Here is a 25802-nt window from a genome sequence, read left to right on the forward strand (position 1 = left end):
GACACTGGAGGAGATTACTCATGAAAAGGGAGCACTTAGAAGTAAAAGGAAGGGACACTGAATTTGTTGAGTTTAACCACCAACAATATAATATCCTTTTTACTAGGTTCGACCATGTTAGTTTAACAGACACAGACAGGCGGAAAGAAACCAGATATTTATATTTAATTTATATCTTCCGCAAACACCATCATTTAGCAAGGGAACAGAATAGTAATATGGAAATGGACACTTTTAACATAATCTGTTTTAACAAGGGTTACTTTACTTTTGAGGAAATGGTTCTTAACCTTTATTCAATTTTGGCAGAGTATATATTAAATCAAGATGAGGTCTTTAGATGCCTAAAAAAGGTCCAAAAACTTAATCCACAAAATTGAAGAACAAGGAGTGAAAATCCTTGTTCTTTTTTATTTTTGGATAATGAAATTTTTCTCCGGTTGCTTTTAAGCAATTGTTAAGAACCTCTATAAGTTTATGGTTAGGATTAATTAGTGAGTAACTTAAATATTTATGCTGGCGGATTCTTTATAGTTACACCATGTGGATATGAATTAATAATATTGTAAAAATCTGCATAGAAAAGTACTTATTTATTAGTTTCAGTGTTTTTATGTAAGGTCTTCTTTAATATATTATCTATGTCCATCCACTCTTCATTAGGGAATGCTTTAAGAGTAAGTATGGTTCTAATATGACTGTATTTTTCCAGCACAGGTGCATCTACTGTAATAGCGATATCTTTATCACTTTCCACCAAATCAAGGCTTAATTGGTATATATTTGGTAAGTTATATGGTGTCTCACCTTCAAATAGGACAGGTGATCTAGTAACGTTAATAATTTTTAATTCCTCAAGGCTTTTAATATGATCCATTGCTGTCCTAAGACTACAAGGTGCAGCCTTCGAAATTTGTTCATATGTCATATAAAATTCACCGTTTTCATCTGCAAAACGTTTTGAATGAATAAAGAGCGCATTAATCGTTTTGTGAAATTTTTTAGGATACTGATGAATAGTTAGTAAGTCATTTCTTGAAATTGTTATTTTGGTTTTTGGTTCTCCTTTCCCAAGGACGATATTTTTTGAGTAAACCCCTTCCACGATTCTGCTAATCTCTTTAAAGCATGTCTCCAATGGGGTATCATAATATTCCTTCTTTTGGTTTATCATCCACTCTCTTAGTTCTTTTTCACAACTTTCGCTACTTAGATTTCTTGTGTTTAACAATTTAGCAAGCCCTAGAAGGCTTTTATGTCTTGTACCTTTTTTCCTCAGCCCATAATCCAATAAATTCTGTAAGTAATTCTGTGTCTCACTAAGTTTTATCTGTTTATAATGAGTGGCACTATCACTAATCCCTTTTTTTGTACCCGGTTCATTTTTAGAAACGCCTTCGCTTTCTATAGTTGGAAGTCTTTTTATTATCGTGAGGATTTGATTCTTGTCAATTTGTTTAATATCTAGAATATAATCTAGTTTTTTTATTGGTTGAAAGTCATTGTTTACATACCAACAAACATTACTATTCATATCCTTGCTTTTTCGATTGATGCCGAGAGGAAGTTTCAGTCCTTGGTTAGGACTAGGTCTGCATTCGATTTTATTCTCCTCGATATGGATATGAATTTGAAGTACTTTATACTCTACATAATCGAAAAGTTTAACCATATTTAAATATCCTATGACTTCTGAAAAATAGACATCTACATGATAGCCCTTTGTACCACTCCAACTTGTATATATAAATTCTGAGGAGATTCCGATTTGATTTAATACTTGATATATGGACTGCACCACTTCCTTTGATGGTACATCAACGTCAAAGGATATAAATTTTGTAACTGCCCTTCCACAAAAAATACCGTATGTATATTTTCGATTTAAATGTGAAATAAGCATTCCATCATGGAATACTTTAGTATTTTCATTTGTTTTTATATCCAACCAATTATATGTGCCGTCCTCTTTTTGAATAATATATTTCTTTCTCTCTGTAATAAACAGATCGTTCATTTTTTTGACAATAGCATTAATATCTTTTTCCATTTTAATCACTCCTTCCCTATCTAAACATATTAAGTATTCTTAAATATGACTGTAAAAAACTGCATAGAAGAGTACTTATTTATTATTTTGTTATTAATAGTCTTTAAATAGGGTTTTAATAAGGATATCATGTATAATTCTGATTTTCATATTTTCACGAAACCCGTCACACTTATTTGTCTTCATACTCACCTCGTCTTTTTCTTTTTATGCTATAACAATTGTAAGCCAATTAAACTGGCAAAATGGAAGGAGAGGATGATTAATGGAAGATGTAATTAAAGATGATTTGGATAATCTGTTTAATGTAGATGTTGGTAACGAATATGATTATGTAGGATTTTATATTGATAAGGAGGAGGGAAGGTTTCTTATAGACCGAACAGATAGTTCTTCCTATACAAACGACTTTATAGCCGAAAGTAAGGCTGAAGCAATTAGCCTACTTTTTGAAAAGATTGAGGAAATGGTTGATGAAGTACAATCCAGAATATCAGAATACTATTCTGATATCGCAGCAGAACACCCTGATGAAAAAAATGGTAAAGAATTAAAAGAGAAATTGGAAGAGGCTTCCTTATGTGCTCTTTATAATGTTCAGAGAACCAACTTAAAAACATTTTGTAATGAAGATGAATTAAAACTAGCAGAACTAAAACACAACGAGTTAGTAGAACGGTATGCACTGAAGGAAGTGAATGATATAAGTTTTACTTACTATAAATAAAATTTTTTATGATGTTTATCAGGTGGAGGTGATATTAATGGAACTACTATTGAATTCAGATTTAGAATCGGTAAGGGGAATGTACCGTCATGCAAACTCAAAAAGTGCTAGCCTCAACAATGACGGCACATATAATTTATATTTGAATTTCGGTTTTGGGTGTGACGAGTATAGAGTAACAGAGGAACAATTAAATTATATTCAGCAGTAAAGCATAAATTTATTTCAATATCAGAAAATATTTAATTACATACGAGAGGCGCTGGCAAAGTGATTCTTACGCGCTATAATACGACCAACAACAAGTTTGTCAGATAATATGGTTTATGCGACAAGAGTAATTCATTTTCATATATTTTCTCGTCGCATAACACCTAATTAAGAAATACCTTTTTCGTCGTATAACATAGCAGGGAGGATTGTTATAATGAACACGGCTTCAGCAACTATTTCACAATCAGTTGAAAGTTTCAAAACGTATCTTTTTAAGAATGATAAAAGTTTAAACACCATTAAAAGTTACTCTCAAGATTTAAACCACTTCTTAAAATGGCTCCATCAAAGATATGAGCAACCTCATTTAATTTCAATGCTTACTTCTACAGATTTGAAAGATTATGAACGACAACTTAAATCAGATGACTCAATTGCTCCAACAACTGTTAATAGAAGATTGGTTGCATTAATGAAATGGTCGGAATTTTTATTAACTGTTGGATCAACAAGTGTTAATCTTTCCAATAATATTAAAATCAAAAGAATACAAAAACAGAATAACATACGTTGGCTTACAAGAAAAGAAGTTGGGAGATTACTACATGCCATTGAGTTGACAAAGCAACAAAATTACAAAAAGGGTATGCTGCATCAAACGATAGTTTATTTGGCTGTAAATTTAGGCCTTCGCGTACAGGAAATCTGCAATGTTAGAATTATTGATATAGATATCCAAAAGGAAATTATCAGAATAAACGGTAAGGGGGATAAACACAGAATCACACCTTTGACTGAAAATACTAAGGATACAATAGTTAACTGGCTGAAGGTCAGGGAGCAAGAATCCGAATATTTGCTGGTGAGTAGTAAAAGTAATCATTTAACTACAAGAGCAGTACAGCATATATTTAAAAAATATAGTAATCTATTAGGAATTGAGATTACGCCGCACTCACTTCGACACACATATTGCAAACAGTTAGCCGAGCATGGTGTTGATATTCAATCTATTGCGGATCTTGCAGGCCATAGTAGCATTGAGACGACAAGAGTTTATGTAACACCTTCAATTCAGGAGTTGCAAAATGCCTTGAAACGAACAGAGTTTTAAGTAAAGCAAGCACTCAATTCAATGAGTGCTTTTATGTTTGGTACTGGCTCCTGTTAATAGTCATAACAACCTTTACCTTTGAAAATTAATTGTTAATAAGAATTAATAACGGTTTTAATGATTATAATCACTATAATCATTAAAACCGTTATAATCGCTGCTAATAGATGTTAATGAAAGTCAATTGGAGATAAATACTCTACTCATGCCTCTTTCAGAACGGGATGAAATTAATATTTAAAAAGCCACTTTTGGTAGTAAATAAAATACCATTGGCTAGTGAAAAAAATATTCATGGTAAACACTTTAAGTAATATCGAAATAAATATACAGCCGAATAAAATAGATTAAATTAGATTTTAAACGACATTTAATGTTTTTGCTTCATTCTCCCCGATTTTCACCCCAAACCGTCAAAAACAAGACCTTTAGTTTTTATCCAAAGTAATATGATGAGTTCAATATTTAACGGTTTGTTATTCCATGATTAAGCCATCGCCTTTTATCTATTAATCACATAAATTGCAATTTCATAGATAAAAAACTTGAAGATGATTAGATTCACGCTATAGTAGTCATCAAATAAAATTCGGAGGGTGATAATGTGGGAATGTACTTCGGCTTAACATTTTATTCAGAGAAGTATCCAGATGTAACAGAAAGATTGCAGGAACATGCTAGTTTTTTTAATAAAAAACTAGAAATGCACTTGATGGTTGATCTTAACCTTTTGGAAATTTATTTCAAATCAATGGATATAACAATAATTGATAGGGTTCTACTTTATGACTTAGAGGAACTAGGCAGTTGGGAAACCTTTAAAAGGTTTTCAAATCTATGCAGAAAATATGGGTTAGAATACAGCATTATAAAAAAATCAATAGACTTACACAGTGATGTTGATGTACCAATTGGTTATCTTATGGATATTTTTCAGTAGAGGATGCTATCTAATTAGAAAAAATAGTGGGGGTACGAATTAATGGAAAGTAAATCCCAATCGTATACGAAGAGCCAAATTGATTTTATTAATAAAAAACTTCGGGCGGCTGCAAGAATGGCAACTAGAACCGAAAGAGAAATACTTTCCCTTTTTACTGAAGATGAAATAAATATGGTAAAAGAAACATGGGGTGGTAGTGAATCTTCAAACGGTATGTCTTTTAAAGACAGGTTAAGGTATCAGGTGGTTGCTGTAATTCCTGATGAAATACAGGTAACTAAATGGAATGTCAATAGGAGAGAACTGCTGCAGAAGATTGCGGGCCTAACCGAGTATCAGGCTTTTACATTAATTAGACTTTCAATTCAACTAAAAACTGGTTAAAGATGACAACCTTTGATCGCTGGAGGATATACTTCCTAATCGGTATGTCGCAAATTTAACAATATGAACACGGAATAAAGGGAGATATAGAAAATATTAATTCTATATCCAATATAATAAAACGAAATGGGGTACTTTTCATGGGAATATTAGTTGAAAAACAATGGCATAAGGTAGCCTTACTGGTAATTATGCTTTATTTTTCTTTAATTTTCACAACAGTATTTTTACCAATGGCATGGATTCATTCTACTATTCTAACTACTGATTACTATATAATTTCACTTTTTCTGATGTTTGTAGGAGGAGTGATTTTTAATATCCTACTATCTTTTAAATTGCGTGCAAATAGGGAGGGATTCGAAAGTTCCTTTCCTAGAGGAATGGTACTTAAGTTATTTGGGTGGAAATTTGTAGCATATTCAATTTTATTTTTCGTTATGGTGATTCTTACCGGTGATATAAAAACTTATTTCTACTATTTTCTCTTTTTGATGATTGGTGGATATTCTTGGTTTTGTATTCTTAAAGGTTACATTCAAGCAAAAAATGATAAGGAAGGAAAAGATGACAGTAAAAAGAAAAAATCTTGGTTAGGGAGGATTTTATTTTTTAGCATTATCTTGTCATTACTCTTGGGATATCTGTATCGTATTGGCTAATGATCAATTTTAGAAAGATTAATTGCTTAAAAGGTGTTGTTAACTATACATGGACGTTATATACTTTTACTATAATACATCGAATATACTTTTATACACTTACAGGAAGGCTTTCTAGGGGCCTTCCCGAAAAAAATGAAACTTTTTCTAGAAATAACCTTTACAATTATCTAATTTTGTACTAGAATTAACTCCATAGTAAATTACATTATATTTTGATTTAATAATTTTGATTTTTATACACTAGTTTTATATATATAAGTCTCTTTCTTTTTATTACAAGAAGAGCAAATGAAAATTATACTAATATACTGAATAAGTGGGAAAGTGTGTGTTTTTACATACTTATAATTCCCTATGGTTGAGTGTGTTCTATTATCACTCGATCAATTTGGTTTCGTATATGTATAATTTTTGTTTGTTCTTTTTTTATTTGTAATAAAAAAGAGGGGACTTTTTTTATTGGTTTTGTTATAACCATATGTTGCATTAAATGATTCTGACTCTGCTCTAGATGGCAGTGATCTAATTTAACTAACAAAAAGGAGAGGTTTTTTATGAGAAAAATGAAAATGGATGAAATGTTTAAGGAAATGAAGACGGGCTTTATGTACTCAACAGTCATTAATAATGCTATGAACGGTAGTACTCCTGAAATCGTGTTTGTGATTAAGGATTATAATCACAAGGTAAAAAAGATGGTTAATAAACCTTATGCAAATGTCAGAGCAAGTATAGAAGATAATGGCACCGTCAGTGGACTACTTTATTTGGTGCAGTTTGGAAGTTCTGATAAGAATATTTATCATTCTTGGTTTGATAAAACAATCCAATTAAAGGAATTGAGCCACTTTTTAAATCAGAAGAAGGTTGCCCACTATTTTGTAAACGAAAAGAATCAAGTAATAGACATATTATTGATTCCTAATTCGTTAATAGAAATTGTACATAAGTACCTTCAAAATGTTGATCCATTATGGACAATAAAAGAATTTGACACCTTAGTCTATGAAACTATGGGGAAGTATAAATCCAGACTAGGATTATGGGAATACATTACGAAAAACATGGCATCTTAAGCAAACCAAAAAATTAAAAACCAATAATCATTGAGGAGGAGATTGTTTATGAAAACCAATAACGCATTAGTTTATATCAAAGGATTAACACCAGTAGAAGCACAATCAGATCTTAAAAAGGTGAAAAGATATTGTTCGGAAAATAACTTAGAAATAGTTGAAATCTTGTTTGACGAAACCCGAAATAGTGAAAAAGATTATGACTGTTTAGAGACTCTTTATAATTCAATGAAATCCCAGAAGGCTACAACCATTATATTTAATAGTTGCTATGCCTTCTATAATATAGCAGCATTTATTAATCTGGTGTCACATTTAATAGGTATTGATGTAATAAGATTTCATAATGGTGAAATCCAAGAAATGCTTAGTAAGTCCAAAATGAAAGATATTCAAGTAATTAATCAATCAATGTTCGATGAGGCACTGACTGTAGATTTTGGGAATTGGGTTGGAAATCTATCAAAGAGCCGTAAAGATGTCCTCTTTATTGATCGTGAGGAAAATACAAGAATGGAGGAAAGAGAGAAGCAGAAAACCCAAAAGGCTATTAAAAACTACAGAAAAGACAAAGGGATACTAGGAGTCGTTTTCGATGAAAGTAATTTGGAGCAGATGACTATAGATGTTCAATCTGAAATGTTTTTAGACAAAACCGAATTTTCCCGTGTGGTAGTTTATGAGGGTTTCTATGAATTTGAAGAGTTATTGCAATCCAATAAATATTATCGAGTTATCTGCGATGATTTAGTAAATGGCAATATTGATGATCTTAGGGATTTTATAATTGCTTGCAATAACTATTCAGTTGAAGCACGTTTCTGGGATGAGGATCTATCTACATTTAATGAATATCCATTGCAAACATTTCTTGATGCTGTTACCGGAAATTTATAGAAAGTGGAGGAGGGGATGGTCAAAGTGAAGGGGCATACAATAATTTTCGCAGCAAAAGTGTTCTGTATTTCCTTTTTAGTCATTAGTGGTTATTACTATTTACTTTGGATAACGAAAACAAGCCAAACCTTTGATACAGCACTATACTTTAACGCTGGTGCCTTTGGAGGGATACTTGCTTCGAAAATTAAATTACAAGGCCATATAAGCATAAAAGAAATATTGATTCTGACCATGGTGCTGTTGATCATCCTAAATATAATAAGGCTGATTCTTAATATCGAAGATACAACACTATTTGCTTTTCTTGGTTTAATCTCTGGAATACCAATTTATGCTTGTACTAAGAAGGCATTTCTAAGGTTAGAAAGTGAACTAAGAATTAAGAAGAAATAATTGAATATTGGGAATGTTTCAAGGGATATGACCACATCATAAGCAAATACAAAAATTTAAAATTATTAAGGAGGAGATAGTTATGCAAACAAAATCATTAACCAAAGTAGGGTATTTAGTCCATCTCAGTAGTGAGAGAGATGACAGCATAGACTTGGATTTAAAACGACGAATATTAAATGGATTATTAGAGGAAGCAAAAGGTTTACACGCAACAAATTCTTTGTCATACAAAAATAATCCTTTAGTTGCACAATTGTTTATAAAGGAGTTAAGGAAGGATGGTATTAATACTATAGTCGTCCATGATCCATTAATTTTTAATAAAGAAGTGATTGGTTTATTTGTTGATGAGGGATTCCAATTTTTATTGATTGAGGTAAATGGGGTTAAACCGAAATACCGTTTTACAGCGATATCCAATGATGATTTGAAACATAATCACGAAAAAAATGTAATCAGTTCATCTAGGTGGGTAAATTTGAAAAGTAAGTATAAAAAGGCACTAATCCGAAAAGAAAAGGCAGCAAATTGGCTAAATGGCATGATGAATGAAATGGATAAAGAAACAATGTGATTGTTTCAGTTATGATGTAAGATTCCTTTTCGTGAAAAGGAAGGTTTCTATGAATAATAAATAAAAATCTTGCAGGGAGGCGTTAGCAGGAGGTGCAGGGGGTTGACATTACTTAATAATTCAAAAAGTTTAGTCTTTCCTACTACGGAAGAACTGAAGAAACAAGAACTTATCGAAACGTTAGCCAAACTTGTGAAAGCATATGCTGAAACAAAACGTAAATAAAGACTAAATATTTGGTGGTGCCATGCCACCAAATAAATAAAAAGGAGAGATTAATTGTGAAAAAAGTTGCTGCAATTTATGCACGTGTTGCTACACGCGAACAATTAAATGATTTATCAATAGAAGACCAAATCGAACAATTAAAAACCTTTTTAAATAAAAAGGGATATACAGACATAGAAGTGTTTGCTGATGAAGGATATTCCGGGAATAACCTTAATCGACCTGAATTTCAACGGTTAATTACGAATTTAGAAGGATTTGAAGCCATTGCTGTTTGGAAGATAGATAGACTATCAAGAAACAACGATGAGGTACTTGGGTTAATAAATAACTATTTAAAACCATCAAACAAAAAGTTGTTAGTAAGTACTTGTGATATTGATAGTTCAACTCCTAATGGGTACATGTTTCTTTCTCTACTAGTAACTTTTTCAGAATATGAGAGAAAGATAAGGTTTGAAAGCATTAGTAATGGAATGAAAAGAAGGGCTCGTTTAGGAAAATGGAGTGGCCGAGTAATGATAGGCTATGACTTAAACAATGGTGAACTTGCTATCAATAAAAGGGAAAGCCTGATAGTTAAGGAGATTTTTGAATTAAGAAGTAATATGAAAAGTTATAAGAGCATCGCTAATCGAATTAATGACAAAGGATGTAGAACTAAAAGTGGAAATCGATTCAGTATAAATTCGGTTAAAACTATTCTTGAAAATCCAATCTACGCTGGATTTATCAAACTTCGACAAAGGGATGAAATTCCTATAAAAAGAAATGATTTTCAGTATGTGGAGAGTCAACATCCCGCTATTATTGACCAAGTAATATGGGAAAGAGTGCAAAATATAACATTAGAACAGAAACATACTTCTACAGGTAATTAATAAAAAAATTTAAGGAGATGATATTTTATGGAAAACGTAACTTTTTTCACATTATTGCCAGAGTCAATTAAAGGAAAAAGAATGGAGGCGGATAAGGAGTTTTTATTATATGTGGCAAGAGCATTTAACTTTGCTGACAAAAATAATCTTAATCTTCGAAATTCATGTGGTGTTACAACCTTCGAAAATAGTAGTCTAGAAAAGTATTTTTCGAAACTCAAAAGAAGGTCAACTGTATTAATAGTATCACCTACGCTTGTTGCAAATCCTAAAATTCTTAATTCTTTCATTAGAAAAGATGTTATTTTCAGAGTCATCGAAGGTGATTACCTTATGAAACCAAAACTTCTAAAAAAACTTTGGTTAGAAGAGGCAAAGAATGCAACAACCAATTTTCCAAACGCGGTAGACTATTTAATTAAGACAGAGGTATTAACAGCAAAAGGGGAAGTTAAGCAGGTTTGAATATGGCACAAATAAACTATAGGAGGAAGAGTAGCGTGGTTAAAACAAAAGGAAAAATAGTTACAGCAAGTATGTACATTAGAGTAGGTAGAAAGCCCAAAGAACCTAGCGATCCAGTTAAGCAATTAAAAGAATACCTTATTAGAATGGGATATATAAACGGTTATCGTAGTCTTGTAGATTATGAACACCTATCTCAAAATTCACAAACATTGAACAAGTCTTGGTCTTTGGTGAGGGAGAATCCTCCAATTGTTGATATAGATTTATGGGGAAGAGTCCAAGACATGACAAGAGGAAGACAAATTTCATAATATGGGGGGATTATTTTGAGAAAAAGGGCTGCTATTTATGCACGAGTATCAACAGATGAACAAACAAAAGGATTTTCACTTCAAAGTCAAGTTGAGCAATTAAAAATTTACCTTGAAAGAAAAGGATATACTGAAATTGAAGTTTTTATTGACGATGGCTATTCTGGGAAGGACTTTAATCGTCCCAATATTCAACGATTAATTAGAAATTTAAGTAGTTTCGATGCCATTGCTGTTTGGAAGGTTGACAGACTTTCAAGAAACAACGAACAGGTACTTAGTTTGATAAATAACTACTTAAAACCATTTGATAAAAAGTTGTTAATAAGTACCTGTGACATTGATAGTTCAACTGCAAATGGTTACATGTTTATTTCACTGCTTGGAACCTTTGCTGAATATGAACGGACACAAATAATTGAACGTGTCAGTAGTGGAATGAAAAAAAGGGCGGATAGTGGTAAGTGGAATGGTGGTATTATCCTAGGATATGACACAAAGGAAGGCGAATTATTAGTCAATGAATATGAGAGCAGTATTGTAAAGGAGATATTTGAATTAAGAGCATTAGGGCATGGGTATAAAAGTATTGTAAACCATATAAATACAAGAGGGTTTAAAACGAAAAAAGGAAATGCATTTGGCATAAATTCGGTGAAAACCATTCTTGAAAATCCTACATATGCAGGTTTTATCAGATGGGGGAAACATTTGCAATGGAATGAAAAACGCAGAAGTGGTAAGCAAGAAAATGTTGGTTTAGTCAAAGGTAATCATACGGCCATAATTGAAAAAGAATTATGGGATAGAGTTCTGGAAATTGGCGAAGAAAGGAAAAAGTTCACTAGAACCAGTAATTTCAAAGGGGATTTCTTATTATCAGGAATACTGAAGTGCCCACAATGTGGCAAAGGTATGGTTATGTCAAAAACTAAAAAACCTGATGGGGATTATTACCTATACTACCAATGCCAAAACTTCCACCAAAGGGGATTAGCAGCCTGCAATTCTAATTTAGTTGTAAAAGAGGATATTGAAAAGCAGGTTCTTCCCAAGGTAAAAGGCCTTATGAATTCACCTAAATTAATTGATGGAATATGTAGCAACATAGAACAAGAACGAACAGAAGATACCCAAAAGTATATGGAGGAATTGGGATTTTTTCAAAAAGAATTAAAAGAAAAATTGGATGAAGAATCAGATCTTTTATTAAAAGCAAGACAGGCCAATAAATCAAAAAACAAAGAGGAAGAAAAAATTTATAATTTGATGTTAATCCAGACTGTTGGTGAAAGAGAGGAAATTGAAAAGAAGGTTAACGAGTATGAAATCTTTATCAAAAACCATTCGACCTCCTTAAATATTACTAAAGACCAAATTGTCACGGCTTTAAAAGATTTTGATGAATTATTTGAAATAGCCGATAAAGAAACTAGAAAAGTACTTTTACGGTCAATAATAAAAAGGATTGATTTAAGTAAAGACAGAAAATCAATCAAGTCATTAACTTTGTGGTTTGAAGAAGGAGACAACATCCCTTCTCCACCACCTATTTTTTTAGGTGAAATTTTCCCAGAGAGTGAAGAACGGAGAATCGTACCATAAGTAAATGAGGGTATCAACCAAATCCCTAAAGGTTGGGGGATTTGGTCAAGCAGCCGAGAAGATAATTAGGGAGAAACCTCTCGTTTATTTAGAAATTATCATTAAATATTTTAAATAGACGGAGACACTCCGTCTATTTAATCGAATCACGTAGAAATGGGGGATTTTTTATTGTATAGACAGACAGCTTCCCCTTATTTACCTTGAGAAGAGCTCCACTCAGCATCTATCAGAAAAATCTCCGTTTATTTCATTAATGGTTGTCAGCTTTTGACGGGCAAGACTAACTGTTCACAAATTTGTAGAAAAGATTTTGTAAAGCCAAATTAACTATGGATTTAAATATGATATAATTTTTTCAAATCTTTCATTCCTCTCTTGTAACAGGGAATCTTCTTCTATAAATTCATCATTTTATACCTGCTATTAGGCAGTATTATAAGGTATTCCTAACCGTTTTAAATAACCTCTTAAATGAATCTTTCTAGTTAATCACCTTAACATCCTTTTTCTCCTAATACCTTTTCAAAAATTTGTTAGAAACCTGAAAGGAGTGATAAATCCAAGCAAACTATTTATGCTTATTTTTAAGTATTTTAAGGGCAACTGCCTTTGGAAATGAATTATAAATTTTGAGGAGGATAAACCAATGGGCCACGATATTTCAGGATTCAATAAAGCAGGGAAAGAAATTGCTTATGCACGTTTTAGCATGGGAAATTACAATGCTCATATATTGTACAGTTTACTTGATGCAGATCAATACAATGGAGGCGTTAGTGGAATAGGGGGTACTGCTGCCTTCTCCGTTAAACAGATGGAAAAGGCTTTGGATACCTATAATCAGTTATTTGGTAAGCCTGATTCCCCATCAGGAAATAATAATTTACATGGGGATCAGAAACAAATTCTGAATTTTATTCAGAACTGTTTAGCAACAGCAAAGAAAGAAGAAAAGGTAAGAGTATGTTTTTGCTAATGTTATTTTAGAATGTATTTTGAATTCCTCGCTTTCATTTCTTATCGATATACTACAACAAGTAACTATTTCCTCACCAACTTCAGTCAATCATACTGGTAGAAGTATCCAGATTATAATATATTAAAAATGATGTAATAAAAGGAATTAAATTAATTAATAAACTAGAGGCGTTTGGCAGCGAAATGGTCTGAAGTACATCAGTATTTTCAGAACGTTGCGTATCCAAATAGTAATTATGTTTTTTAAAGGGGACAAGAACAGTGACAGAAATCAAATTTGAAATTAAAGAAACAGTGGGGGCTTTATCACAGTCACCTAAAGGTTGGAGCAAAGAACTCAATCTTATCAGCTGGAATGGAAAAGAACCCAAATTCGACTTGCGTGATTGGGCGCCAGAGCATGAAAAGATGGGGAAAGGTGTTACGCTGAGTGTTGTGGAATTAAAGGTTTTAAAGGATTTGTTGAATGGAATGGATTTGTAATGAGTAAAGGAGCTGGTATCCATCAGCTTCTTTTAATGTACTGTTACTTCAAATTGAACGAAAAGAAGTAGGCAAACATATTTTTTCGAATCGTAATGTCGAACAAATTGTATTTGGCAATTAAATAATGCTATAAACGGCAGTATGTTTTTTGAATGGAAAAAGAGCCGATTTATGCAAGTAGTAGTGTATAAAAACTTGCATATCTTCGGCTCTTTATTTTCATTCCTTATTTTTCTAACGCCCCCTTTACTTTAAGTACATTTATTCACAAAGTAATCTTTTTTACAGGTTACTTAGTGGTAGCCCCAGGAAAATGCGAATTTACAACGTTAATCAAATTCAAACATAAAAAAAGTCGTATTCCCTGTCCTTTAAGGAAAACAACTTTTTTATACGACTTCTTCAAGTAAATAATCCCCATTAACCTTTTTTCGGGACTATTTGTAATCTCTGCTGAGTGAAATTAAACCTGTGCTAGCCCGCCATCTACGAACAATTCAACACCCGTCAAGTAACTGCTTTCGTCTGAAGCAAGGAAAGATACAGCGTTTGCTACTTCTTCAGGTGTCCCAACTTTTCCAGCTGGAACAGTATTTCTGCTATTTTCCAGTACCTCTTCAAGTGCATCACCAAAAAGCTCATCGTATGCAGGTGTAAGAATACCTCCTGGACTAACCACATTTACACGGATTTCAGTACCTTTTAGGTCAAGAATCCAGTTGCGAACTAGTGCTCTTAATGCTGCTTTAGATGCTCCATATATACTAAACGCTGGGTTGCCAATTGATCCAGCAGTAGAGCCCGTTACAATAATAGAACCTACTTTGTCTGGGAATAGTGATAACGCTTTTTGAACAGTAAAGATGGTTCCTTTAACGTTAATATCGAACGTTCTATCAACCTGCTCTTCAGTAATTTCACCTAATGGAAGGAAGTTGCCGATGCCTGCATTAGCAAAAAGAATGTCCAACTTACCTTTTTCCTGCTTTATAATGTCATATAGTTTGTCTAAGTCTTCAAGTTTAGAAATATCACCTTGAACACCGGTTACGTTCTTGCCAATTTGGTTAACAGCTTTATCAAGTTCGTTTTGTCTACGTCCCGTGATATAAACATATGCACCTTCGGTTACAAATTTTTGTGCTGTAGCAAGACCAATCCCACTTGTTCCACCCGTTACAAGCGCTATTTTACCTTCAAATTTACCCATACTTAACACTCCTTTAGAATTAATTTTATTTATGTCTAGTACCTTTAAGTACTTGAGGAACAACTTACAAGATATAGTATCCTTCAGTAAGCACATTATCGGAAGTACCCACTTTTTTGTGATATAGTAACTAAAAAGTAATAAATATGGAATGGAGAGGTTTAGACATGAAAAAATTTAGCTGTGGGTTTGAAGTGACAAAGGAAGTTATTGGCGGAAAATGGAAAGGCCTTGTATTATACTTTTTAATGAATGGACCAAAGAGAACGAGTGAATTAAAGCGCATTATCCCAAATATTACTCAGAAAATGCTGATTCAAACACTTAGAGAGCTTGAAGCCAATGGACTTGTGAGCAGAAAGATGTATAATCAAGTACCGCCGAAGGTTGAATATTCATCCACTGAACTTGGAGAATCTCTTAAACCTATCTTGCAGGAGCTCTGTCAATGGGGAAGCCATTATGCCGAGCAAGAGTATGCAGAAGGTGAATTTGAAATCGCACAACCAGAAGAGGCTTCTTAATGAGGAAACCAACTTATAACACCTTATATGTAAGGTATTTTATTGTTGTACTAAGATTTGGCCATTTTAATTCGAAGTAGATGGCCTCGACTGATTCTTTAAGATCATTAAAGCTTCCTTAATGTAGTTAAAAACGTGTTGATTTGAAAAAAAGTTTGATCATTTCCTATCTAAGTTGTTCAACAATCGCACCCTTTAACGGCACAACGTTTTTTTGAAGTTTGATCAAATTTTATTCCAAATCAGTTCTTAAGAGACCATGTAAAATACTTGAGATCGGTGTAGGTGACTCCACCTGTTGTGCTGTCTTTTTCAAAAGACCAATATCCTTCAGTGGTATCTCACTCGGATTTGCCTCTTTTTTCTCGGCAATCCTATTTCCAATGCTTTGATAAATCGGAGCAGGAAACAACGTTTGTGTCAGCATGTCGACGACGGCTTTTGGATCGACACCTTTTTCTCAGCTGTCGTAAGTGCTTCCTTTAGAGAATAAGAAGCAGAAGAAAGCAGGAAGTTTCCCAAGAGCTTGACAAGCGTTGCTGATCCGACCTCCTCCCCAAAATCGAAGATACCCTGTCCTCCCATCGCTTTTAGAAGGGGTTGGACTCGTTTCTTAGCTTGCTGCGACCCTGCAAAAGGAATCCAAAGCTTTTTGGCAGCCGCTGCTTCAGGTCTCCCAAAGAAAAACTGTTCACAGTGACTCCCCGGAATTTGTCGAATATGGATAGAAAGTGTAACTACATGAATTTGCTAAACTGAAATAGCAGCTAACTTATTCTAAAATGTCTATTCGGAAAATAGTTTTTTGTAAAATCTGAGAAAAGAAACAATCCTAAATAGGCGTTTTTACAGTCGCTATATTTATTAAACAATAATCGTAAACTTATATGTTATGGACTGTGTAACATTTATGTGAAACAAGATTTTTGGGGGAGTCACTGTGGCAAAGATTACTATAGTGTGTCCTTACTTTTTTTAAAACGTTTCCATATCAAGGGCACTAAATTAATGAAAATAATGTACACAAATACTAGGATCATATAAATCCAAAATAAGAGGGTGATGGTGTCTTGCCATTTATTTAACTCTAATTGAGTAACTGTTATAACTAGTATTAAGAACACAACTGCTAATCCTATTAATATCCCCATAACAGTGTAGCGTAGTTTTTTAAATGTCATTTTGTCAATCCCTTCATTAAACATGAGACACATATTCTCCGTAATAATCTCCTGTACTTGCAGTAAATTCTCTTTGTTTTCCATAATTATCCTCATAAGTATATACTGAATTCGATAGCCTCAGTATTTAACTGAGGAATTGGCAGCACTTGAACTGTACGGCAATGTTACAGAAAAGAGTCGAGCTAAACGAACAAACGGCACTAAAATTTTCTTCATAAACTCCTCCTTTTTCAATTATTTTAAGTGGAGGTTGTTATGAAGGGGTATTTTTTTATGTAACCACTTACATTTCTATGTTATCATAGGAAAATATTATTTCAATAAAAGATACCGAATAATGGGCCAGTTTCTAAACGTAATCGCATTAACAATGGATATTCGATAGCCAAATCCCCGTCTTTTGATAATTTTTATTTTATTATGTTTTTCCTCCATGATGCCATTGGAAAGGGGGAGAACGCCAACACCCTCCCTTGAAGAACAACTTCATAACGTTATATTCACATTGACTCCTCGGATTTTGTTGAAGATTGACAAAGAGTGTAACTACAAGAATTTGCTAAATGAAATAGCAGCTAATTGATTCAAAATGTCTATTCGGAAAGTGTTTTTTGAAAAATCCGAGAAAAGAAAAACCAATCCTAAATAGGCTTTTTTACAGTCAGCTTTATTTATTAAACAATATTCGGAGCGGTCTATGATATGAATGTACAACATTTATGTGAAACAAAATCTTCCCTAGAATCAGTATATGTTCACAGGGACTCCCCGGAATTTGTCGAATATTGATAGTGAGTGTAACTATATGAATTGTAAAACTGAAATAGTAGCTAATTTATTCTAAAATGTCTGTTCGGAAAAATGGAAATAGTAGGAAATTTAAATTATCAGTATAAATTGATTAAAACAGAAAAAATTGAAATCTTTTACATGTGTAATTAGAATCCATATGTTAATATTAATTAAACAATAAGTTAAAGGACCGAATATAAATGTTAAAGGATATCAGTGATTGGGAACTAGTGGGCTATGGTGGGAAAAGTACACTCGAAAAAGAGGAGTTACGTTCTCCAAATCGAATAGATTATTTGATTAAATATCCAAGAGAGTTTGATGAAGGTGTTTCTTGGGAAGATCTTACTGAATTAATTGCTGCTAAAATTGGTACACTTTGCGGTCTTGAAATGATGAAAGTTGAAATGGTAATAAGAAAGGGGAAGAGGGGGTGTCTTTTACGTAATTTTGTAAAAGAGCACAATGCAATGATGGCTGAAGAAGGTGGTTCCCTTTTGCCTAGTCTAGTGGACGGTTATCATGAATTATTAGAGTCACCTCTGAAAAACATTGAATTAATTGAATATGGATTCAAATTTATGGAGAAATTTCCTTATTGGTCCGCGATGAAATCTGAATTTATTAATTTACAATTATTCGATGTCCTAATTGGCAATCAAGATCGACATCCGTTTAATTGGTTTTACATTCAGGAGTGAAATTTTCTCCAATATATGATAATGGTGCCTCCTTAGGCTTCCGTTTTGACGATACTAAACTTGCATACATGTTGTCCAATGAACAGGAGTTGAACAAATATACTAACAAAACAAGAGTAAAAGCAGGTATATTTGAAAAGAAAAAAGTCAAAGCTAGAGATTTGATCATATATATTACTTCACTAGTGTTGCGTAAATAGTGTCATAATTTTCAGTTTAATTGTTTACTCTACTTAGAGCCAAAAAAGTAATTACCTTTCTAAAGGCGGCTCCTGTCCATTTGGAAATTTATTTACAATTAGACCTGTGCAACGACAACAATTTGTTGATTAAGGAATGGCTTTTCCTTCAATTTTGCGAAGCCAGACATGTGCTGGTTTCCACAATGCTGCCCTTAAATAACGGCTAATTTGCAAGGTTTTCCGCTTACTTTTTGTTTCGAGTTGTACCAGAACATGAAGACAAAAAACAATAAGTGCGATAAACACTTGATTTTGAATCGCCCATTCACTTTGACCGTAGAATTTCTTGATATTGAGATGTTGTTTAATCCATTTAAAAAACAGCTCAATTGCCCATCGTGATTTATACATTTCCGATATTTCTTCGGCGCTTAAGTCAAAACGATTTGTGATTAAATGAAGTTCATTACCTTTTGAATCTATTATTTTTAGAAGTCGAAAATAGTTTTCAGCTCGGTTTTGAGTTGTACCAATCAACACCATTTGATCCGACAAAACAGATGAATCCTTGGGTAGTTTAAAATCATAAACCTCCCGTACGACTGCGTTTTTTCGTAGCCTAGAAAGAAAAAAGTAGCCTTCATCGGTCATGCGATCAAAACGCTCGTAGTCTAGATAACCTCGGTCAAACACATACATGCATTCTTTATCGTCAACCATAATCTCAAGTTGACCACGATCGTGTTCGCTTGCCGTTGTCATCACGGCTTTTTCGGGATAGGATTCTCCCTTTTCCATAAATACAAGGCGTAAGTGTAACTTTACGCCTGCCTTAGTTTTGCGGAACTTCGCCCATTTATGATTGGTCAAATTTAGTGGCAAAGTACTTGAATCAATAATTTTTAACGGCATGACAAGTTTTGTGTAGTGTGTTTTGGCGTGAATTTGTCCGACTAAATCAAGGAAAAGTCTTTGAAACAAATCTGGATTTAGACCATTTAAACGGCGCGAGAGCTGAGAAATGCTTATAGAATCAAGGTCGATTTCCTTTTGAAGATGATCATCAAAAAGGCAATCACTTAACGCATGAAGACTTTCAACTTCTTCTAATTGTGCAAAAAGTAATAGTTTTAGGAATGATTCTGTCGTTAACTTTTTCGTATAGCAATCTAATTTCAATGTTTTCACCTGTTCTTCAAATAATTGAAGATTAATTGGCGAAAACCATTGTCCAAATGAAGTTTTTCGTGTAATCTTGTCCATGAGATTGGTCCTTTTTTAGTGGATTTGGACGGGTTACCACCTGACTTATCCATTATAAAGGACTTTTTCTATGCATAAAATAATAAAAGTGAACATTTCGAGTATTTTTAATAGTGAAATTAAATTAATGCAACACTAGTGATATTACTTCTCAATATCCAGTTGAATTCAATAATGGTGTAAAGATGTTAGAGGACTTTGACATGAAGCAATATACTATTTTTATAAAATCATTAAGTATTCTAAGTGAAACACAAAAGAAGTGGTTAACGAATCTAATACCTTTTCGAAGGGGAAAAATATTAGATTGGGCAGGAAGGGGTGAAGAATAATATGAGCAACGTTCACACATTATTAGTTGTTTGGCAAGATACGAAAAGTCGGTTGTATTATCACGTAGGAACTTTATCTTATTATAATAATCAATACGAGTTTGCTTATACAAACTACGGAACAGGTCATCGAAAACTAAAAGATGCATTAGATAATGGCTACATGTTGCATCCTGCATTTCCTGATGCAAATAAGATATATCAGTCAAAAAAACTATTTCCAGCATTTGATCGTCGATTGCCTTCCCCTGATCGTTTCGATTTTAAGGCAATCATGTCTGATTTGCATTTAAACGAAAACTCTACAAAAATGGATTTTTTACAACAAACACGTGGTCGACTTGCTAATGATACCTATTCTTTTGAGCAGCCACTACGTCGAGAAAATGATGGGAAATTTTACTCTAGCTTTTTTGTTCATGGAATGCGATATCAAAACCTTCCAGAAGAATGGCCAACATGGTTAGCCGTTAATGAACAAGTAAAATTAATACAAGAGCCAACTAATCCTCATGACACTCATGCTGTTGGAATTTTTACTCAAGGAGGGAAACATTTAGGTTATGTCCCTGGTTTTTATAGTAAAGCCATCTTTTCATTATTATCATATAATGCGACGCCAGAGGTTCGAGTAATTTATATTAATGAAAAGTCAACTCCACATTGGTGGCTTAAATTAAACTTTGAATGTAAAGTTCCTTCTATTCAATTATCTGCTTCATCAGAAGTATTGTCTGTGATGCAATAAACAAAATAGTTAAAACAAGCTCGTAAATCTAAATTGTTTAGAGGTACGGGCTTATTATATACTTTTAAAGTAAGTTAATGAAATGGCGTCCCTTTCCAACCTTACGTTGAAACCTATCATAAGTAAATAAGCTTTTGTTATAATAATTAGTATCAAAAACACCCTGGAGGCAAATATGCTATCATTTGAAGATAAACTAAAAATCATCGAATCGTTCCCCCAATTGGAACGAAAAAATGTGTCATTAAAACGTGTTAATTTTCATTATTTGGAAAGTGGAAGTGACAAAAAGAACGTAGTGTATCACTTACATCCAAATGGAAATGGATTTGTGTATGCGGACAAGCTAAATGAGTATGATACAGATGATAAAGGTATGGTAAATATTCGAGATTTTTCAGAGGAAGAATTAAGAGAAATTATCGAAAAATCTATTCAATCATTAGAACCCAATGCACTAGAAGGAGAGACGATTGAAGAAGAAGCAATGGAAGAAGAAAAATGGGCTGATTCTGAAAATAATACGCTCCTCCTTCTTCAAGAAGAAGGATTTTGGAATATATATGCCGGAGTAAATTTAGAAAATAGTTTTTCAAGCTATATGGAAGCGCGTGAATATCTACAAGAAGAAGGCTTTACCAAATCTAACATGTAAGAATTATAGGAAAGGTCAGGATAGCCATACTCCTAATCAAGAGTATGGCATTTTGAGATTGAAAAAATGGAACAGCTAAGGAGGCTTATCCAAAAAAAGGGAGAGAAAGAACTTGAGCCAAAATAGTGTAGTGCCAAACACCTTTTTATATACATTTAATTATGCTGAAGAAGAAGAGCATTTATGTAAATTGGAAGTTCGTTCCCTATTTCGCGCTAACTTACATGCCTTTATATTAGAGAGCAGGATGAATGTAGACCCAAGTAGGAGTCCTTTTATAAAAGGAAAAATAGAAGTTCTATTTAAGGGTGATACGTTGGAAGATCTATTAAAAAAGGTTGAAGCCATGCCTGCGTGGAATAGTACTTATAAGGTAATTGGCATCAATTATCGAGATATAGATCCCCTAGATAAAATAGGTTTTGAAGAAAGGAAGGCAATCGCTAGACAAGTTGGATGCTTGATTCCAGGTGTAGCGAATCTTCATCATCCTGAGATAGTTTTCTCGATTACCAAGTTAAAAGGAAAATGGTATTTCGGATGCTATTCGGAAAACCAAGGTATTTGGCTTATTCATCAACAAAAGCCTCACAATTATTCAACGGCATTAAATACAAGAGTGGCCAGAGCACTAGTGAATATTGCGGTTCCAGAATTAACGGGTGTTAAGGTGATTGATCCATGCTGTGGCATCGGGACAGTATTGGTAGAGGGCTTATCGATGGGAGTTAATATAACAGGTAGTGACAACAATCCTTTAGTAATGAAAGGCATTCGTAATAATCTCGCACATTTTGACCTTTCTGGACCAGTATTCTTAAGAGATATCAGAGACATAACAGAAATGTATGATGTTGCCATTATAGACATGCCTTATAACCTTTGCTCCGTCGTGTCAGATAAGGAAAAATTTGAAATGCTTCAATGTGCACGTCGCTTTGCGAAAAAAATGGTCGTCGTGACAACGGAAAATATAGATGAAATACTAAATGAAGTAGGTTTTGAAATAGTAGATCGGTGTGAAGTTAAAAAGGGGAAGTTTATACGCCAAATAATTGTTTGTTGTTAATGCATGGGGATGGAATCAAAGAAATTTTCCATTTAGAAGGGAAAGTTTGTTTACTATTTTTTTGATTAGGTAAAACAGAAATCAACATAACAAAACAGTATTCCTCGGTTCAATTTGAGGAATGCTGTTTTGTTTTTCTATTCTTGGAAAACTCACTATTATGCGGATAAGTTCATGCCATATTTTAATAGTTAAAAAGAAATTACTCCGAAAGTAGCTGTGAATAAATAGTTAGAATTGTTAAACTATTGATAATATCATGAATTAACTTCCATTTAATCCTATAGGAGGGAAGAAGATGCAGCGAAAAGAAAACATGGCTTCAAATCAGGAAGTAGAATCGAATCAAAACCAGAAATTTGAGATCCAAGAAATGCTAGTACAGGAACTAAATATAGCAAAAGCAACCTATTTAGAGTACAGCAATAACCACGTTTATTATGAAGAGGATAGAGACAAAGAAATGAAACAAACATATTATAAAGATAGCTCGCTTGATAGAAAAACCATGCATGAGTTACTAGAAAAAACACATCAAAATAAGTTAGGTTATGCACCTCACCGTTATGTTTATCCATGGGTCGATCTTAATGAGAATGGGAAACTTAAAAGTATTTATTCAGGGAAGGAAATGGATCCGGTAGCTGTTATAGAAAAGGATATTCGTATGCTTGAAGAGACAGGTGTTAATAGTAATAGTTTATCCGATAAGGTCACGTTAAACTGTGAGCATGTAGTACCTCAGTCTTGGTTTGATAAACGTCAGCCAATGAGAGGGGATTTGCATCATTTATTTGCCTGTGATCCCTCGTGTAACAGCCGCCGTGGAAACAGCCCTTATGCGGATTTTCCTGACTATGTTCCAGAAAGCTCTATTTTAGGTATACAGGAAGGCTGTGGAAAGGCGGATGAAGGGAAGTTTGAACCTGAATATGGAAAGGGAATTGTTGCGAGAGCAACCTTTTATTTTATGACTCGATATATTGGAATAATGGACAATAATCTAGTAAATCTGGAGGTTTTACTAGAGTGGCATCAGAAATTTCCGGTATCTTTGTATGAAAAACATCGTAACCTTGCTATCTATGACTTACAGGGAAATCGGAATCCATATATTGATTTTCCAGAGCTTGCAGAGAGATGGATATATGAAAAGTAAATCAATCTCCATTTGAGAGAAGAGTTTAAATAGATTCTCTCTTTTATAAGGCCCCATAGTTAGTTTAGAGGCTGGGACAAAACTAAATAACTAGTCTTTAAAGACGAACAATCTTTAATTTAGCTCTTAAATAAAGCTACTTTCTCATGATGGTTATCAATGTTTTTAAATATAGTTAAGTGTAAAAACTCAGACGTTCCATTGCGCTACAGACGCTGGATGCGTCGGGGAGGAAGCTGAGCCTCCCTCGCATGCGCTGCGGGGTCTCAGCCTTTCCTCTATTTCCCGCAGGAGTCGAGCGTCTTCCGCTCCATTACACTTCGTTTTTAAACCTTTTTCTAAAAAAACAAACACGGACTTTTTTGTAATTTAATTACATTATAGTTCGTGTTTGTTGTTGGTTGAAATGCTTATGTCTCAGCCTCTTTATTTTGAAAACTGGTTGGTTTTATTAGCTTCCTCATACAGCTTATTTCTCCAAAAAATATAATAGCATAAAGTAAATGTTAACCAATTTTTCCAAATGATAATATATAATAAATGTAGATAGTAAAAAGTAGCAGTTGGTAGATTTTTGTCTAGTTTGAATGGCAGTAAGCATAGAGAAGCGGGGGAGAGGTTATAAATGAATCAAATTCTTCAAATGGGAGCTAATACAGCGTTAAGTTCCCCGAAAGGATATGTAACGGTTAGCTATGAAATTTCTAATAGGATTGATATATCCTTAACGGCTTTTCTTTTAACTGATTCAGACAAGGTACAAGGAGATAGCGGGATTATATTTTATAATCAACCAAAGAGTCCTTCAGGGGCAGCTACCCTTATACCCCCTGAAAAAGTTGGGAATACAAACGTACATAAAATTAATTTTGATATGAGTAAAGCCACTAAAGGTATTACTAAAATAGCAATAACACTAACAGAGGATAATAGCACTGGATTTTCCAATGTAAAGAATTTAAAGGCGGAGATCTGTACGGATAATAATTCAGTCCAGCTAACCCCAACTCATTTCACAAGTGAAAATGGAATTGTAGTAGCTGAATTATATCTAAGAAATGGGCAGACAAAAGCTAGATCTATTTGGCGAGGGTTTAATTCTGGGCTAGAAGGTCTATGTGAAAATTATGGTGTGGAGGTAAAAGCTGAGGAGCAAAATAAGCCATCCGAATCTATAACTATTCAAAAACAAACACTTAAGGAACCTGTCGGAGCTGTAAATTTTCCTGAGAATAAAAATAAACAAAATACCAAGATAAGCCTTGAAAAGGTAAAGGGGAAGGTAAGTCTCGATAAAAGTCAAAAGCCAGTTATTATCGAGAAAACGCCTGAAATTACTGCGACAGTATCTTGGAAGACTGGTACCGATTACGATATATATGCTTTAGTCTACACTAAGAATGGTGAGCAAATAGATGTGGCTATGTTTGGAGCAGAAGGAACCACTCCTCTTAGAAGCTTTGGAAACGGAGCAGTTGAACACATGGGGGATGTTAGGAGAGATAGTCGAGCAACTAAGACAGAAGTAATAAAATTAAGGTTTAATGATACTATACTCGCAGTTGTTCCCGTGGTCTATTCTGCTCAGTCAAATGGGACAGGCTCATTCCACAGATACAAGGTGTCCATGAGTATAGATAATCATAACGGAACATCTGTTACCATATTTGCCAAGAATGCAAATAATAATGACAGAATTTATTCCTGTGTGCCCGGAATCCTTCATAATACGGAAGATGGGGTTATGATAAGTCCGTTGGAGCTTTATAGTAAGCCAAACTCAGAATTTAGACCTAAGCTTAGGATGGGTGCTTCTAATTTGGTCGAGGTAATAATGGATGAAGGACCGAAAAATGATTACAAGTAAATTAGTATTCTATAAAAATGTAAAAATATAACATTTTATGGTTTTGTTTTAGATAGAATCGATTCTAAAAGTGACTTTTTAAGTCACTTTATTTCCTAAACAATATTTTTCGTG

The 25802-nt window shown here is 33.6% G+C and carries 28 protein-coding genes and 1 pseudogene; 23 read left to right on the top strand and 6 right to left on the bottom strand.

The genetic code is table 11. The features are described 5' to 3' along the window. Positions 1–589 precede the first annotated feature (589 nt). Positions 590–2050 (bottom strand): helix-turn-helix domain-containing protein, encoded by a 1461-nt coding sequence (locus ACWNMZ_RS03155; RefSeq protein ID WP_235252339.1) that lies wholly within the window; start codon positions 2048–2050, stop codon positions 590–592. 265 nt (positions 2051–2315) lie between these two features. Here ACWNMZ_RS03155 and ACWNMZ_RS03160 point away from each other — a divergent pair, with 265 nt between their 5' ends. From ACWNMZ_RS03160 to ACWNMZ_RS03235, 16 genes are all read left to right on the top strand, one after another. Beyond that, a complete protein-coding gene (locus ACWNMZ_RS03160; protein ID WP_235252340.1) occupies positions 2316–2777 on the top strand; it encodes a hypothetical protein in 462 nt (153 codons plus the stop codon). 427 nt (positions 2778–3204) lie between these two features. Next, complete coding sequence (locus tag ACWNMZ_RS03165; protein ID WP_235252341.1) at positions 3205–4104, top strand: tyrosine-type recombinase/integrase; 900 nt, start codon at positions 3205–3207, stop codon at positions 4102–4104. A 604-nt stretch (positions 4105–4708) separates the two neighbouring features. Continuing rightward, positions 4709–5044 (top strand): hypothetical protein, encoded by a 336-nt coding sequence (locus tag ACWNMZ_RS03170; protein ID WP_235252342.1) that lies wholly within the window; start codon positions 4709–4711, stop codon positions 5042–5044. A 42-nt stretch (positions 5045–5086) separates the two neighbouring features. Beyond that, positions 5087–5431 (top strand): hypothetical protein, encoded by a 345-nt coding sequence (locus tag ACWNMZ_RS03175; protein ID WP_235252343.1) that lies wholly within the window; start codon positions 5087–5089, stop codon positions 5429–5431. A gap of 140 nt (positions 5432–5571) precedes the next feature. Beyond that, positions 5572–6093 (top strand): hypothetical protein, encoded by a 522-nt coding sequence (locus tag ACWNMZ_RS03180; protein WP_235252344.1) that lies wholly within the window; start codon positions 5572–5574, stop codon positions 6091–6093. A 557-nt stretch (positions 6094–6650) separates the two neighbouring features. Then, positions 6651–7172 carry a hypothetical protein gene (locus ACWNMZ_RS03185; protein WP_235252345.1) on the top strand — a complete coding sequence of 174 codons (522 nt, stop codon included), beginning with the start codon at positions 6651–6653 and terminating at the stop codon, positions 7170–7172. Positions 7173–7220: 48 nt separating this feature from the next. Continuing rightward, the gene (locus ACWNMZ_RS03190) at positions 7221–8069 is read left to right on the top strand and encodes a hypothetical protein (protein ID WP_235252346.1); all 849 of its coding nucleotides are present in this window, start codon (positions 7221–7223) and stop codon (positions 8067–8069) included. Between the two features lie 15 nt (positions 8070–8084). Next, on the top strand, positions 8085–8465 hold the full coding sequence (locus ACWNMZ_RS03195) for a hypothetical protein (protein ID WP_235252347.1): 381 nt from the start codon (positions 8085–8087) through the stop codon (positions 8463–8465). An 82-nt stretch (positions 8466–8547) separates the two neighbouring features. Continuing rightward, positions 8548–9042 carry a hypothetical protein gene (locus ACWNMZ_RS03200; RefSeq protein ID WP_235252348.1) on the top strand — a complete coding sequence of 165 codons (495 nt, stop codon included), beginning with the start codon at positions 8548–8550 and terminating at the stop codon, positions 9040–9042. Between the two features lie 102 nt (positions 9043–9144). Continuing rightward, entirely contained in the window at positions 9145–9267 is a 123-nt protein-coding gene (locus ACWNMZ_RS03205; protein ID WP_268817925.1) for a hypothetical protein, read from the top strand. A 56-nt stretch (positions 9268–9323) separates the two neighbouring features. Beyond that, positions 9324–10151 carry a recombinase family protein gene (locus ACWNMZ_RS03210; RefSeq protein WP_235252349.1) on the top strand — a complete coding sequence of 276 codons (828 nt, stop codon included), beginning with the start codon at positions 9324–9326 and terminating at the stop codon, positions 10149–10151. Between the two features lie 27 nt (positions 10152–10178). Beyond that, positions 10179–10616: a hypothetical protein gene (locus ACWNMZ_RS03215; RefSeq protein ID WP_235252350.1), complete on the top strand. Its 438-nt coding sequence runs from the start codon at positions 10179–10181 to the stop codon at positions 10614–10616. Positions 10617–10651: 35 nt separating this feature from the next. Continuing rightward, complete coding sequence (locus ACWNMZ_RS03220) at positions 10652–10930, top strand: hypothetical protein (RefSeq protein WP_235252351.1); 279 nt, start codon at positions 10652–10654, stop codon at positions 10928–10930. A gap of 15 nt (positions 10931–10945) precedes the next feature. Further along, the gene (locus ACWNMZ_RS03225; RefSeq protein ID WP_349204536.1) at positions 10946–12535 is read left to right on the top strand and encodes a recombinase family protein; all 1590 of its coding nucleotides are present in this window, start codon (positions 10946–10948) and stop codon (positions 12533–12535) included. Positions 12536–13184: 649 nt separating this feature from the next. After that, on the top strand, positions 13185–13514 hold the full coding sequence (locus tag ACWNMZ_RS03230; protein WP_235252353.1) for a hypothetical protein: 330 nt from the start codon (positions 13185–13187) through the stop codon (positions 13512–13514). 263 nt (positions 13515–13777) lie between these two features. Beyond that, positions 13778–13999: a YdbC family protein gene (locus ACWNMZ_RS03235; RefSeq protein WP_235252354.1), complete on the top strand. Its 222-nt coding sequence runs from the start codon at positions 13778–13780 to the stop codon at positions 13997–13999. 466 nt (positions 14000–14465) lie between these two features. Here ACWNMZ_RS03235 and ACWNMZ_RS03240 read toward each other — a convergent pair whose 3' ends face one another. Further along, positions 14466–15212, bottom strand: a complete 747-nt coding sequence (locus ACWNMZ_RS03240) for an SDR family NAD(P)-dependent oxidoreductase (RefSeq protein WP_235252355.1) — start codon at positions 15210–15212, stop codon at positions 14466–14468. Positions 15213–15379: 167 nt separating this feature from the next. Here ACWNMZ_RS03240 and ACWNMZ_RS03245 point away from each other — a divergent pair, with 167 nt between their 5' ends. Beyond that, positions 15380–15736, top strand: coding sequence for a winged helix-turn-helix transcriptional regulator (locus ACWNMZ_RS03245; RefSeq protein ID WP_235252356.1), 357 nt, complete (start codon positions 15380–15382; stop codon positions 15734–15736). Positions 15737–15968: 232 nt separating this feature from the next. Here ACWNMZ_RS03245 and ACWNMZ_RS03250 read toward each other — a convergent pair whose 3' ends face one another. The 3 genes and pseudogenes from ACWNMZ_RS03250 to ACWNMZ_RS03260 all read right to left on the bottom strand — a co-directional run. Then, positions 15969–16163: a hypothetical protein gene (locus ACWNMZ_RS03250; RefSeq protein ID WP_235252357.1), complete on the bottom strand. Its 195-nt coding sequence runs from the start codon at positions 16161–16163 to the stop codon at positions 15969–15971. A 526-nt stretch (positions 16164–16689) separates the two neighbouring features. After that, positions 16690–17001: a hypothetical protein gene (locus tag ACWNMZ_RS03255; RefSeq protein ID WP_048718321.1), complete on the bottom strand. Its 312-nt coding sequence runs from the start codon at positions 16999–17001 to the stop codon at positions 16690–16692. A 231-nt stretch (positions 17002–17232) separates the two neighbouring features. Next, a pseudogene (locus ACWNMZ_RS03260) lies at positions 17233–17361 on the bottom strand (hypothetical protein); the annotation flags it as partial. 551 nt (positions 17362–17912) lie between these two features. On the opposite strand from ACWNMZ_RS03260, the gene ACWNMZ_RS03265 reads away from it, so the two are divergent. Beyond that, complete coding sequence (locus ACWNMZ_RS03265; protein WP_235252358.1) at positions 17913–18413, top strand: HipA domain-containing protein; 501 nt, start codon at positions 17913–17915, stop codon at positions 18411–18413. A gap of 329 nt (positions 18414–18742) precedes the next feature. Here the strand turns inward: ACWNMZ_RS03265 and ACWNMZ_RS03270 are convergent, their stop codons facing one another. After that, positions 18743–19858, bottom strand: coding sequence for an IS4 family transposase (locus tag ACWNMZ_RS03270; protein WP_169188410.1), 1116 nt, complete (start codon positions 19856–19858; stop codon positions 18743–18745). A 333-nt stretch (positions 19859–20191) separates the two neighbouring features. On the opposite strand from ACWNMZ_RS03270, the gene ACWNMZ_RS03275 reads away from it, so the two are divergent. From ACWNMZ_RS03275 to ACWNMZ_RS03295, 5 genes are all read left to right on the top strand, one after another. Further along, positions 20192–20938, top strand: coding sequence for an HIRAN domain-containing protein (locus ACWNMZ_RS03275; protein ID WP_349205443.1), 747 nt, complete (start codon positions 20192–20194; stop codon positions 20936–20938). 175 nt (positions 20939–21113) lie between these two features. Then, positions 21114–21593 (top strand): hypothetical protein, encoded by a 480-nt coding sequence (locus tag ACWNMZ_RS03280; RefSeq protein ID WP_349205444.1) that lies wholly within the window; start codon positions 21114–21116, stop codon positions 21591–21593. Between the two features lie 112 nt (positions 21594–21705). Beyond that, positions 21706–22662, top strand: coding sequence for a TRM11 family SAM-dependent methyltransferase (locus ACWNMZ_RS03285; RefSeq protein ID WP_349205445.1), 957 nt, complete (start codon positions 21706–21708; stop codon positions 22660–22662). 373 nt (positions 22663–23035) lie between these two features. After that, the gene (locus ACWNMZ_RS03290) at positions 23036–23821 is read left to right on the top strand and encodes an endonuclease I family protein (RefSeq protein ID WP_435406685.1); all 786 of its coding nucleotides are present in this window, start codon (positions 23036–23038) and stop codon (positions 23819–23821) included. A gap of 625 nt (positions 23822–24446) precedes the next feature. After that, positions 24447–25688: a TerD family protein gene (locus tag ACWNMZ_RS03295; protein ID WP_349205448.1), complete on the top strand. Its 1242-nt coding sequence runs from the start codon at positions 24447–24449 to the stop codon at positions 25686–25688. The last annotated feature ends 114 nt before the right edge of the window (positions 25689–25802 follow it).

The organism is Niallia sp. Marseille-Q9988 (genome assembly GCF_976954375.1).